We start from the raw sequence: 12,523 nt of genomic DNA, 5'->3' as shown, positions 1-12,523 counted from the left end.
CACCATGACGATAAAGTCGTACCCACTGGGCGAGAATCCCAGGATTGCGAATATTAAAGTGCGTTGCAACTTGACTGTAAGATAAGGCATTGTCCCATAGATGTCTCAGCACAGACAATTTAAACTCTGCGCTGTAATGAGTGAACTTCTTCGTCAGTCCTTCCATACCATGTGTTTGGTACCAGCTAACCCAACGCCTTACGATCGAGTGCTGCAAGTCGTATTTCTTACCTAGGGCAACGTACCCCAGCGAGCCATTTAAATACTCTCGTACTACACGGTATTTAAACTCTTCTGTATGTTTAGCCATTAAAAAACCCCAAAAGTTGGTGTCCAACTTTTGGGGTTCAGTTCAGAGGTTCGCTTTTTTTGTTTTTATCTAAAGCCCAAGCAAATACAAACTAAGGCAAACGTCGATCGCGAAACACCGACTTGTCCTGATAAAAGGCGACGTCTTGGCCATCACACCATGTTGGCACGCCAAGGACTGGCAAAGGGGTGTAATCGTTGGTACTGAGATTGTGCTGCTGAAGTTGGGAACTGACTTTCACATCGATCCACGTACTTTGCTCCTCAGAGCTTAAATTAAAGTATTCAGGTTCTACCCATACTACCCAGCTATGTGCAGTAATCCCTTTGTAAGGCTGTACTAGCTTTTCCATCAAAGCGTGACCGAAACTCCAAACCTGCACTTTGACGCCAAATAGAGGAGCACTATCATGCAATGCTGCTTGCCATTGATGTTGCTGCAACTGTGCTAGGAGTTGCCTGCCCGACTCCGAGTTCTCAATCACAAGTAATGCGGCATTTTCATCGAATATGGTCGCTGCATCACGCGCTGGGCCACGAGACTTCCCGATGCCAAGGGAGGCGATTTGTGCTGCTTGCAAGGCATTAAGTTGACACTTAATTTGTGGAAAACTCAACCACACCAAAGCATTAAAGAAATCATGAAGATTTTCTCGCGTCGGCACTTTACCCGTGGCGCTAATGTGCGCTTCGTAAGCGACGCCCTCGGGCAGTTCTTCTTGCGTAATAAAACAAAGCGGAAGTCCTCGGTGATTATTCAAGCCGCGCTGTTTTGCTTCGGCATTCAAGGCATCACGCCAGCTGCTATGCGCCAATACTCTTCGCGCTGCAGCTAACACTGCGGCATACCATGGCTGTGACCAATCAATGCCGTTATAGAAATGTGTTAGTTCGGACCTCTGCATAGATTTTAGTTCAGAACAAACAAACTTAAGCAGTCACTTTCCAAGACATTTGCTCGCCTGCATTCAATGGCACCAAGCTGCCATCGAGATACATCAACTCGCTTGGCAAAGTCCAAGTTTCGCGCTTTAAGCTTAAGGTCGATGTATTACGTGGCAAGCGATAAAAATCGGGGCCATTGAAACTCGCAAAAGCTTCTAATTTATCCAGCGCACCGACCTGATCAAATGCTTGCGCGTACAACTCCATCGCATGCAACGCGGTATAGCAGCCAGCGCAACCACAGGCATGTTCTTTCACACCTTTAGCATGAGGTGCCGAGTCTGTGCCGAGGAAGAATCGTGCACTGCCAGAAGTCGCAGCTCTGACCAAAGCTTGACGGTGCGTTTCGCGTTTCAACACAGGTAAGCAATAGTAGTGTGGACGAATCCCACCCTTAAAAATTTCATTGCGGTTATACAGCAAATGATGTGCAGTGATAGTTGCAGCGATCGGCCCTTCTGCTTCTGCCACATAAGCAGCGGCATCTGCCGTTGTTATATGCTCGAATACCACATGTAGTTCTGGCATATCTGCACGTAGAGGCTTCATCACAGTGTCAATGAACACTGCTTCACGATCGAATAAGTCAATTTCTGGACTCGTCACTTCACCGTGGACCAAGAATGGCATACCAAGCTCTTGCATCGTTTCCAAAGTCTTATAGCACTTACGCAAATCAGTCACGCCAGCATCGGAGTTAGTCGTCGCTCCTGCTGGGTACAATTTCACTGCATGGATAAAGCCACTGTCTTTGGCACGGCGAATTTCTTCCGGCGGCGTGTTATCAGTGAGATATAAAGTCATCAAAGGTTCAAACTGCATGCCCTCTGGCAGTGCCGCCAAAATGCGTTGACGATAAGCAGCTGCTTGCTCGGTCGTGGTCACTGGAGGTTTCAGATTTGGCATCACGATTGCCCGTGCAAATTGTGCAGCCGTATGGGGCAATACAGTTTTTAGCGCGTCACCATCGCGAAGATGGAGATGCCAGTCATCTGGGCGGGTAATGGTGAGTTCTTGAGTACTGGCTGTCATGATTGCTCGCTAAAGAAATGGCGCTACGGAGTACATCCCGCAGGCGAATGAAGACGAAAGCCATATTTTACCGTTTTTGGCAGCTAAAAGCCTTGTTTTGCCACAGAAAGCGGCACGAACTAGCAAAAACAAAGGGGATTAGGTCAACTCAGAATCAATACAAAACTTTATCGGATGGCACTCGCATGCTGTCACGTAACAAAAAACTCATGGGTAGGTTCAACTTTCCGCGTCCATCGGGTAAAGCCTGCATAAACCACTTATCGTAGATTTTGTTGAGCTCACCATCGAGCATCAAACGTGCGATTTCTTTATCGACAATAGCTTTCAGGGCGAGATCTTCTTTCCCCAACATGATGGCCTGGGCTTCGATGGCAATGCTATCGCCCATCACTTTCCATGCATCGGGCGTTGAGCTCGTCGATTTCAAGGAAGCAAGTGTAATTTCATCCGCAACGAACACATCGACCTGACCCGCTTCGAGTATACGAAGTGCATCACGCGTATTCGCAGCCTCAGATAAACTCAATTCTTTGAAGTTAATACGATTTGAATCACGCATGGCCACGGTGGCAGTCGAGCCACGGACAACCAACACTCGCTGAGCTTTTAGGTCACTCCAATTTTTAAGCACGGAATCTTGGCGAACCATGAAGCGTGTGGAATTGAAGAAATACGGGATCGAGAAATTGACCACCTTGCGCCGCTCAGCAGTGCTTGCGGTCGCACCACATTCGAGGTCTGCACGCCCCTCAGTGATCGCAGGCAAGCGACTCCCACTATTCACCAATAAATAACTGATACCTAATTGAGGCAGCTTCAATTCGCGCTTAATCCGCTCCACCACCTTGGCACATACATCCAATGCGTAACCGACCGGTTTGCTGTCATCAGCAAGATAGGACAAAGGCAGCAAAGCCTCGCGATGGGCGATAACGATATTTTTAGATTCTTTGATACGACTTATGCTATCGGCCGACGCACTCACACAAACGCTCGACAAAACAAGGAGGCAAAACAACTTCAACACGGCATTCCTCTACACAATATGTTCGCAGAGTTATTCTACACGTCTTGGAGAAATTGGTTTTGAATGAAGAATTTCGTTAGCATGCTTTACGGATAAGTGGGTGGCAAAGTGGCGTGACTCCAGTCTACGCTGGAGTCACGCCGAAATGCTCGCGAAATTCGGACTTCATTTGAGCGGACAGAAATTCGATTCTCGGGATGCTGCGCTAAGCCGGTTTTACAACTCGCCACAGCAATACTCGAGTATTGCGAGGACAAGCAACAACGCACAGCGCCCGAAAATCGAATTTATTATGGGTAGAGGCCTCGAACTTCACGCGCTTGGAGAACTCGCGTACAAGCAATAATAAACGCCGCAGTTCGCAAAGACACGTTCTTATCTTCTGTCACCTGCCATACAGAATTGAAAGCTTCTTTCATGATGCGTGTTAGGCGATTGTTGATTTCTTCTTCAGTCCAGAAATAGCTGGAGAAATCCTGTACCCATTCGAAGTAAGAGACGGTTACACCACCTGCATTGGCGATGACGTCTGGAACCACCAACACACCGCGGTCACGCAAGATATCATCTGCTTCTGGTGTAGTTGGACCATTCGCACCTTCCAAGATAATCTTGGCAGTAATTTGATTAGCATTCGCTTCAGTGATTTGTTGTTCCAAAGCTGCTGGGATCAAGATATCGCATTGCACTTTCCAGAATTCATCGTTTGGCAAGACTGCCTCTGCGCCTGGGAAGCCAGCGACACTGCCGTTGCTTGCGACGTGATCGAGCAATTTTGGCACATCGAAACCATTTGAATGGAAAATCGTGCCGCCATGATCTTGCACAGCCACGACTTTAGAGCCTGCTTCTGCAAACAAACGAGCGGCAATACCGCCGACGTTACCAAAACCTTGCACGGCAATCTTCGCACCCGCAATTGCCAATCCGCGTTTTGCAGCTGCTTCACAGCCCACAACAAACACGCCACGGCCAGTCGCTTCGCGACGCCCCAAACTACCGCCCAAAGAAATAGGCTTACCAGTTACAACACCCGTCGCGGTGCGACCTTCGTTCATGGAGTAAGTGTCCATCATCCACGCCATCGTCTGCTCGTTGGTATTGACGTCTGGCGCTGGGATATCTTTGTCTGGACCGATGATAATGCCGATCTCCGATGTGTAACGACGCGTCATACGCATCAATTCGCCACGTGACAAAGTCTTAGGATCAACACGAATACCGCCTTTAGCGCCACCGTAAGGAACGTTCACGGCAGAGTTTTTGATTGTCATCCAAGCGGACAAGGCCATCACTTCGGACAAGGTCACGTCTTGATGGAAACGCACACCACCTTTACCTGGACCACGTGAAGTATTGTGTTGTACACGATAACCTTCGAAGTGAGCGATGGTACCGTCATCACGTTCGATAGGTACATCAACGACCAAAATACGCTTTGGACGCTTCAATGTTTCAACCCAACGCGACAAACTGCCGAGGTAAGGCGTCACGCGGTCGATTTGCTCAAGATACACGTTCCATGGGCCCGTTGCATGTGGGGTTAAGTATGACGGGATTTGGTGATTGCTAGACATGATCAGTCTCTTCTTTTCTAAAGGCCTTGTGGCAACAAGGCACAGGTTCTTGGTGAATAATTTCTTGTCGTATTATTTTTTTGCTTTCACCCATCACGAAAAACACGCTCACGATCAGGCAAAAGGCAGCGAATCTTAAGGCAAGTGGTATCGCCGCCTCCAATGCTTTGTTTGCATTTATCTATGCGTGAAATGCATAACCATGAAATTACCAGCTATCTTTCATAGCAGCACTAGCTTCAAAAATAAAGTGGGATATGGCAGAAAGAACAAAATTCTTCCCATCCATCGAAAGAAATCTTTAAATGGTATTACGTCTGCGATGCGCTCACAAAAACGTATTCATCAAACTTGAAAGAGTGTTTCGAGCATAAAAAAACGCTTGAGACCTGAGTCTCAAGCGTCCTTTTAAAAAGATAAATGAATTTCTAGGCTTGCGGTGGAACGGAGGAATTAGTCGTGGCTTGATCGCCATCGTTGGAAAGTAAAGCCCACAAAGAATAAGCACCGACTAAAGTGCCGAATGGGAATCCGAACAAAAACAAAATATTGCTAATGATCAGCCAAATTCTAGCGCCTGATGAACCACGCAAATACAAAATTCCAGCAATGATGTCGGCGACAGCAAAGAAGCCTACGAAGAAAAAAATAAAAGTACCAAGGAGAGCGAAGACACCCGTGACGGTTGCATCACCGACGAAGGCCGCCACACCGCCCAAAAACAAAAAGACGACTAACATGACGAGCAAACTAACAACGCCCATTACGATCGCCAACCACGCAGCGATCTGCTTATGAATATTCATCCCATTTACCTTTTCGAGAATAATTTGATTCAAAAATGTGCAGTGATCCCGCGTTTAGACAATACAACGCCCGCGAAAACCCCGAGCAGCATAATACGATTCGGCGCCATTGTGGTACACAAAAACTTGATCATAACGACGATCACAAAATAGAGCGCCACCTAACTTGCGAACAGCGTCAGGCGTTTGGACCCAGCTTGAGGTTTTCTTATCGAATTCACCCATTGACTGCAAATGCCTATATTCGGCCTCACTCAACATTTCAACACCAATTTCTTTGGCCAACTCAATCGCACTGCCACGTGGCTTATTTTCCTTACGCGCATCTAGTGCCGCCTTGTCATAGCAAAGGCTTCGGCGACCAGCAGGACTTTCGACCGCGCAATCAGCAAAAACAAACTCCCCGGTTGCTTCAATCTGCGCCAACACATCTGGCTCACCACCGCTGTCTTCCATGCGCCGTAGAACTTGCATTTTTTGTGGCGATGCGCGTAGGCGCTTTTCGACGTCGGCCCATGAGATGTTGTGGTGGCGCTGCAGATTTTTCTCAAATCGTGTTTGCAAAATTTGTCTTAGTTCCTCATCAAACTGGCTCATGAATTTTCCTTTTGTCGAGATCACATCGCGAACATATGAAGCATTTCAATTATCGTTGTGATTTCACTGTTTTTGACTTACTACTTAACACTGACTTTTGAGCGAGATAATCCCACAACTTTGCCACTACGGCTTTACCCGGCCTTTGCTCTGAAGGCCGTTCGCGATAAAGGCGAATCTCCATACTGACTTCCCAAGCATCGGATCCACCATCAGCACGCGCCAATTGTTTTTGCTTTAACTCACGAACCACGGCTGATTCCGGCAAAAAGGCGACACCACGCCCTTCAAGTGCCATCATCTTTAAACCCTCCGCCATATCAGTTTCGTAGCATTTGTCGAAATGCAGCGCTTGTCTTGTTTGGTTCAAGATCAAGTCGACCATCCGTCCGAGGTAGGCATTGTTGGCATAGGCCAGAAACGGCAGCGGTTCTTCTATGGTCCCTGGTAAGGTGAAATCAGGAATACCACTTTTATCGCATCGTGAATAGGCACGTAATGCTTCAGTGCCCATACTAATCATTTCGTACTGAGCGGGGTCGAGCAATAGCGGCTGTTGAGGATGGTGGTAGCACAGCATCAAATCACACCCCCCTTCAGCCAAACTCATTACCGCATCATGCACATTCAAGGCCAACAACCGGCTATTGATATCACCGAAATTCTTCTGCAATTCGGTCAACCATTTGGGGACAAAGGTCAACGACAAAGTGTGCGGCACGGCAAAGTCTACTGTCGTTTGTATCGATGTCCGTTTACCACGTAATAAGGCTCGAGCATTATTGATTTGCCCGAGCATGGCAATCGCTTGCTCGAAAAAGATCTCGCCTGCATTAGTTAATCGCGTGGGATAAGAAGTTCGATCGATTAGATCCGCCCCCAACCACGCTTCAAGTGATTGTATGCGTCGCGAAAAGGCTGGCTGCGTGACATGTCGCAACTCCGCTGAGCGACTAAAACTATTGGTCTCTGCGAGAGAGACGAAATCTTCAAGCCATTTAGTTTCCATAGTATCGGGGAATTAAATTTTTCTTTTAAGACTAAAGCAAAACATCCATCATTTTCCAATAAGCAGATCTTGATAAAACTGGGCTAAGCCTATCCCGCTTTCCGCTTCATCTTGCACACCACCGTGTTGCTGACGTTCCCACATTTGTGCGTATGCGCCAGCAGCGGCGATGAGTTCCTGATGCGTGCCACGTTCGATGATTCGCCCTTTGTCCATCACCAAGATTTGCGCAGCATCGACGATGGTGGATAAGCGATGTGCGATCACTAAACTAGTACGACTTTTAGCGATCTGCTTCAACTGCGCTTGAATCAGTTGCTCCGACTTAGAATCCAGCGCGGAAGTCGCTTCATCGAAAATCAACATCGATGGATTCTTGAGTAGCGTGCGTGCAATCGCTACCCTTTGCTTCTCGCCACCCGACAATTTCAATCCACGCTCACCAACCATGGTCTCATAGCCCTCTGGCAGACTTTCAATGAACTCATGAATATACGCAGCTTTGGCGACCGCGATGACTTCTTCTTGTGTTGCACCAGGCTTTCCGTAGGCGATGTTGTAGGCAATCGTATCATTGAACAGCACCGTATCTTGGGGCACGATACCAATCGCTTGACGCAAAGAATGCTGAGTGACGTCCATGATATTTTGGCCATCTATCGCTATCTGGCCTGATCGAATATCGTAGAAGCGAAATAACAAGCGAGATAAGGTGGATTTACCCGAGCCGCTATGCCCGACTACCGCAGTCGTGGTTCCCGCAGCAATCGTAAAATCAACATCAAACAAAATCTGACGATTCTCCTCGTAGTTAAAGTTAACCATTTGAAATCTCACTTCAGGAGAACGATGGGGATCGAGTTTCAAGGCTGGCGCGTTGTCTTTGTCTGCAATTTCTTTATTCTGATCCATCAATGAAAAAAGCTTTTCCATGTCCGCTAAACTTTGCTTGATCTCGCGGTACAAGACTCCAAGGAAGTTCAGTGGGATATACAGTTGAATCATGAAGGCATTTACCAAGACCAAGTCACCCAAACTCATGGTCTGATCGATCACGCCCTGCGCTGCTCGCCACAGTATCAAGGTAACGGCAGTGGCGATAATGAAGGACTGACCTGCATTCAGCAATGACAGAGTTGTCTGCGATTTGACTGCGGCCTTCTCGTAACTCTGCAAACCCTGATCATAACGTTGCGCTTCGTATTCTTCGTTGTCGAAATATTTTACTGTCTCATAGTTCAAGAGAGAGTCGATAGCCTTGGTACTCGCCTTTGAATCAAGATCATTCATCGTACGGCGGAAATTGGTGCGCCATTCGGTCACTGCAATCGTGAACACAATATAAGTGATTAGCGCAATGATGGTAATCAGCGCAAACCAAACATCATATTTGACAAACAAATAGCTAAGCACCAAAGCGATTTCCAGGAGCGTTGGGAAGATACTAAACAACGCGAATGACACCAAAGAAGAGATTCCTCGCGTGCCACGTTCAATATCGCGCGTCATACCGCCAGTTTGGCGATTTAAATGGAAACGTAAAGACAGTGCATGTAGGTGGCGAAACACTTTAAGCGCGATAGTGCGGACTGCACGTTGTGTGACTTTCGCAAACACAAATTCGCGTAACTCAGTAAATAACGTGGTCGACAGGCGTAAGGCACCGTAAGCAAGCAACACACTCAGAGGCAGAACCATCAGGCTCACCGGATTGAGGGGTGAAGTGGTGAGTCGATCGACCAACTCTTTGAGAACCAACGGTACGCCAACGTTGGCTAATTTGGCACCAACCAAAAAAGAAAGCGCTAATAGCACACGCCACTTGTAGGCCCACAGATACGGTAGCAAAGTTTTAACTGTTGACCAATCGCCACGAACTGGCGCGGCTGTATTGGACGGTGAATCTGTAGAAGATCGTGAATGGCGACGCATGGAACCCGATATAAAAAAGAAATTTGCTATATGATTTAGTTTATTTGCGGCAATATCATGAATGCAGCTATCGTTGAATTGCTGATCGCAAACACAATGCGTCGATGTGAAACAAGCTGATCTAGTTCTCTTCGGCACCATTGGCATCATACTCTGACAGCGCGTATTTTAAACTTTTATCGAGGGCCCTATGACAAACCCAACCAATAACGCTTTACCTGCAGGCATGCCAACCTTACGCGTGATGCCTATGCCTTCGGATGCCAATATTCACGGCGACGTCTTTGGTGGCTGGATTATGGCTCAGGTCGATATTGCTGGTGCCATACCTGCAGCTCGTAGGGCCAACGGCCGCGTGGCGACCATCGCAGTCAATTCATTTTTGTTCAAGCAACCAGTGTTTGTCGGCGACCTGTTGTCGTTCTATGCTGAGGTGGTCAAAGTCGGCAATACCTCCATCACCGTCTACGTCGAGGTATATGCTGAACGAAACCGCTTACAAGCGGATACGGTCAAAGTGACGGAAGCAACACTCACCTACGTCGCTACTGATAGCAGCCGCAAACCACGTCAAATACCACCTTTGGAAAGTATTGCGTCTTAATCACGCATCATTTCAAGGTATTTTTGCGCATGACCGGCATTCCTGCGCTATTCTGATAACTAATGAAATAGCATTTTAAAAACTTTTAGCAGTTTTTCACTGCAAAGCTTTTTCTCGATAACGTATGCAAACTTCAACAAAGTTGCTCGCCGCGCTCGCTTTCTCCTTACTTGGGGGAGTTGTGCATGCGCAGGAACTTTCTTTGTATTGTGAAGAAGATAAGCCGCTGCAGTTCTACAATGCACAGGGGAAATTAACCGGTTTCACGGTTGAGATCGTCGAAGAAATTCAAAAACGCGTTGGCAGCAATGCCTCCATTCAAGTCGTACCATGGTCGCGTGGGATCGAAATGCTCAGCCGCAACCCCAATACCATGCTGTTCACCATGGCCCGCACGCCGGAACGTGAATCCCAGTATCAATGGATAGGCCCGATTTCCTCGATTTCCTATGGCCTGTATGCCAAAGCAAATTCCGATATCAAAATCGATAGTCTCGACGATGCTAGAAGTATTGGCTTGATTGGCGTTTATCGCAACGATATTCGAGACCAGACCTTAACACGTCTCGGCTTTAACAATCTCGACCGTGCCAATTCAAATATTTCCAGTTTCAAAAAACTGATGATAGGTCGCATAAGTGCCTACGCTGATTCGAAAATGGGCGTGGCTAGTCTCGCGAAGTCAGCGGGTTATCAATTATCCGACGTGAAGATGGTCTACCATTTATTTGATAGTCAGTTGTACATTGCTGTTTCGAAAGACACCAACAAAAGCGTTGTGAGCCGCTGGAACGATGCTTTGGAAGAAATGAAGAAAGATAAGAGCTTCCTTCGACTACAAAAGAAATACGCGATCGAATAAATTATAATTCCAAGGCCTTCAATGACAGGCGCGCACCCATAAAAAAAGAAGGCCGAAGCCTTCTTTTTTTATTCCCAAACTCAATCAAATTATGCAGCTGGTTTTTCGTCGCGCAGTACACGACGCAAGATTTTACCGACATTCGTTTTCGGTAATTCTGTGCGGAATTCAATATACTTCGGTTTTTTGTAGCCTGTGAATTCTTCCTTACAGAAGTTCATCAATTCTTCTTTGGTCAAAGAAGGATCTTTGCGGACCACATAGAGTTTTACAGCTTCTCCAGAATGTTCGTCAGGCACACCAATACATGCACATTCGAGCACGCCTGGGTGTCCAGCGACCACGCCTTCGATTTCAGTTGGATATACATTAAAGCCAGAAACCAAGATCATGTCTTTCTTACGATCGACAATCTTCGTGAAACCGCGCTCGTCCATGACACCAACGTCTCCTGATTTGAAGAAGCCATCAGGCGTCATTACTTTTGCGGTTTCATCTGGACGATTCCAATAACCGAGCATCACTTGCGGGCCGCGAATAGCGATTTCACCAGACTCACCCAATGGAACTGGATTACCATCATCATCCAAGATCGCAATTTCTGTCGATGGAATAGGCAAACCAATCATGCCAGTGAACTCTGTCGCATCTGCGTGATTTGCTGTCGCAACAGGAGAAGTCTCGGACAAGCCATAACCTTCAGCGATCGCGCAACCTGTAACAGCTTTCCACTTATCTGCGACCGCTTTTTGCACCGCCATACCACCGCCAGTACAAACGATGTAGCCTGAGAAATCAGTTTTAGCAAAATCAGGGTTATTCAATATCGCGTTGTACAAGGTATTCACAGCAGGGAATACATTGACTTTGTATTTCGAAAGTTCTTTGACGAAGCCTGGAATATCACGTGGATTGGGAATCAAAAGATTCAAGCCACCGATACGTGTACCCACCATCGCGCAGACTGTCAGAGCGAAAATGTGATAAAGCGGCAAAGCACACACGAAAACCAATTGTTCAGTATCTTTGTGTGAATCCATAGTTGGCTTCAACCAAGCATGATTTTGCAAAACATTGGCGACCACATTGCGATGACTCAAAGTCGCACCCTTCGATACACCTGTTGTACCACCTGTGTATTGCAAGAAAGCGATATCGTCGAGTTTCATTTCACGCGGTTGGAAAGACATGCTTCCGGCCTGAGACAACACTTGTTTGAACGTGAATGAACCTGGCAAAGAGAATGCTGGCACCAATTTTTTCACATGACGCACGACCAAATTCACGATCATGCCTTTGAGGCCACCGAGCAACTCGCCCATGGAAGCAACTACAACATGTTTGACGTCTGTATGTGCAATCACTTTTTCCAAAGTAGTCGCGAAATTTTCAAGGATGAAAATCGCTTCAGCGCCAGAGTCTTTTAATTGATGTTCCAACTCACGCGGTGTGTACAGTGGATTGACATTCACCACCACATAACCTGCGCGTAAAATCGCCGCGAGTGCAACTGGATATTGCAACACGTTTGGCATCATAATGGCAACGCGCGCGCCTGGTTTTAACCCACGGCTTTGCAACCATGCTGCCACCTTACTCGACATCGCATCGAGCTCGCGATAAGTCATAAACTTATCCATACACACGTATGCATTACGATCGGCAAACTTTTTAAACGCTTCTTCTAATAGATGGACTAGCGATTTATATTGCGTGACGTCGATTTCTGCTGGAACGCCCGCTGGGTATGATTTCAGCCAGAATTTATCTGTTGCCATATTGTGTCTCCGTATTGTTTGAATGTGATCTTTTGCGCGATG

At 47.0% G+C, this 12,523-nt stretch carries 12 protein-coding genes; 2 read left to right on the top strand and 10 right to left on the bottom strand.

From position 1 onward, the window contains the following. The 9 genes from H8K36_RS14210 to H8K36_RS14170 all read right to left on the bottom strand — a co-directional run. On the bottom strand, positions 1 to 310 hold a 310-nt coding region (locus tag H8K36_RS14210; protein ID WP_186917149.1), incomplete at its 3' end, for a helix-turn-helix domain-containing protein. Positions 311 to 401: 91 nt separating this feature from the next. After that, entirely contained in the window at positions 402 to 1,214 is an 813-nt protein-coding gene (locus tag H8K36_RS14205; RefSeq protein WP_186917148.1) for a DUF3025 domain-containing protein, read from the bottom strand. A 25-nt stretch (positions 1,215 to 1,239) separates the two neighbouring features. Next, entirely contained in the window at positions 1,240 to 2,286 is a 1,047-nt protein-coding gene (gene pyrC / locus H8K36_RS14200) for a dihydroorotase (protein WP_186917147.1), read from the bottom strand. A 154-nt stretch (positions 2,287 to 2,440) separates the two neighbouring features. After that, positions 2,441 to 3,316: an amino acid ABC transporter substrate-binding protein gene (locus H8K36_RS14195; protein ID WP_186920453.1), complete on the bottom strand. Its 876-nt coding sequence runs from the start codon at positions 3,314 to 3,316 to the stop codon at positions 2,441 to 2,443. A gap of 290 nt (positions 3,317 to 3,606) precedes the next feature. Continuing rightward, positions 3,607 to 4,893 (bottom strand): Glu/Leu/Phe/Val family dehydrogenase, encoded by a 1,287-nt coding sequence (locus H8K36_RS14190; protein WP_186917145.1) that lies wholly within the window; start codon positions 4,891 to 4,893, stop codon positions 3,607 to 3,609. Positions 4,894 to 5,321: 428 nt separating this feature from the next. Further along, on the bottom strand, positions 5,322 to 5,699 hold the full coding sequence (locus tag H8K36_RS14185) for a hypothetical protein (protein ID WP_186917144.1): 378 nt from the start codon (positions 5,697 to 5,699) through the stop codon (positions 5,322 to 5,324). Between the two features lie 54 nt (positions 5,700 to 5,753). Beyond that, positions 5,754 to 6,296, bottom strand: coding sequence for a DUF4256 domain-containing protein (locus H8K36_RS14180; protein WP_186917143.1), 543 nt, complete (start codon positions 6,294 to 6,296; stop codon positions 5,754 to 5,756). Positions 6,297 to 6,345: 49 nt separating this feature from the next. After that, positions 6,346 to 7,305, bottom strand: coding sequence for a LysR family transcriptional regulator (locus tag H8K36_RS14175; protein WP_186917142.1), 960 nt, complete (start codon positions 7,303 to 7,305; stop codon positions 6,346 to 6,348). 48 nt (positions 7,306 to 7,353) lie between these two features. After that, positions 7,354 to 9,237: an ABCB family ABC transporter ATP-binding protein/permease gene (locus tag H8K36_RS14170; protein ID WP_186917141.1), complete on the bottom strand. Its 1,884-nt coding sequence runs from the start codon at positions 9,235 to 9,237 to the stop codon at positions 7,354 to 7,356. Between the two features lie 190 nt (positions 9,238 to 9,427). On the opposite strand from H8K36_RS14170, the gene H8K36_RS14165 reads away from it, so the two are divergent. Both H8K36_RS14165 and H8K36_RS14160 read left to right on the top strand, forming a co-directional pair. Continuing rightward, on the top strand, positions 9,428 to 9,841 hold the full coding sequence (locus tag H8K36_RS14165; protein WP_186917140.1) for an acyl-CoA thioesterase: 414 nt from the start codon (positions 9,428 to 9,430) through the stop codon (positions 9,839 to 9,841). Positions 9,842 to 9,965: 124 nt separating this feature from the next. Then, positions 9,966 to 10,703: a substrate-binding periplasmic protein gene (locus H8K36_RS14160; RefSeq protein WP_186917139.1), complete on the top strand. Its 738-nt coding sequence runs from the start codon at positions 9,966 to 9,968 to the stop codon at positions 10,701 to 10,703. A gap of 89 nt (positions 10,704 to 10,792) precedes the next feature. Here the strand turns inward: H8K36_RS14160 and H8K36_RS14155 are convergent, their stop codons facing one another. Next, positions 10,793 to 12,481 (bottom strand): long-chain fatty acid--CoA ligase, encoded by a 1,689-nt coding sequence (locus H8K36_RS14155; RefSeq protein ID WP_186917138.1) that lies wholly within the window; start codon positions 12,479 to 12,481, stop codon positions 10,793 to 10,795. Positions 12,482 to 12,523 lie beyond the last annotated feature (42 nt).

Origin of the sequence: Affinundibacterium nitidum (genome assembly GCF_014284155.1) — a bacterium.
Classification (GTDB): Bacteria; Pseudomonadota; Gammaproteobacteria; order Burkholderiales; family Burkholderiaceae_D; genus Undibacterium; species Undibacterium nitidum.
This window is presented reverse-complemented; position numbering and strand designations above follow the sequence as displayed.

Bases quoted from the DNA above. Each gene is read 5' to 3' on its own strand.
- H8K36_RS14160 (WP_186917139.1), top strand. From the start codon at position 9,966: ATGCAAACTTCAACAAAGTTGCTCGCCGCGCTCGCTTTCTCCTTACTT.
- H8K36_RS14185 (WP_186917144.1), bottom strand. From the start codon at position 5,699: ATGAATATTCATAAGCAGATCGCTGCGTGGTTGGCGATCGTAATGGGC.
- H8K36_RS14155 (WP_186917138.1), bottom strand. From the start codon at position 12,481: ATGGCAACAGATAAATTCTGGCTGAAATCATACCCAGCGGGCGTTCCA.
- H8K36_RS14170 (WP_186917141.1), bottom strand. From the start codon at position 9,237: ATGCGTCGCCATTCACGATCTTCTACAGATTCACCGTCCAATACAGCC.
- H8K36_RS14175 (WP_186917142.1), bottom strand. From the start codon at position 7,305: ATGGAAACTAAATGGCTTGAAGATTTCGTCTCTCTCGCAGAGACCAAT.
- H8K36_RS14205 (WP_186917148.1), bottom strand. From the start codon at position 1,214: ATGCAGAGGTCCGAACTAACACATTTCTATAACGGCATTGATTGGTCA.
- pyrC (WP_186917147.1), bottom strand. From the start codon at position 2,286: ATGACAGCCAGTACTCAAGAACTCACCATTACCCGCCCAGATGACTGG.
- H8K36_RS14190 (WP_186917145.1), bottom strand. From the start codon at position 4,893: ATGTCTAGCAATCACCAAATCCCGTCATACTTAACCCCACATGCAACG.
- H8K36_RS14180 (WP_186917143.1), bottom strand. From the start codon at position 6,296: ATGAGCCAGTTTGATGAGGAACTAAGACAAATTTTGCAAACACGATTT.
- H8K36_RS14165 (WP_186917140.1), top strand. From the start codon at position 9,428: ATGACAAACCCAACCAATAACGCTTTACCTGCAGGCATGCCAACCTTA.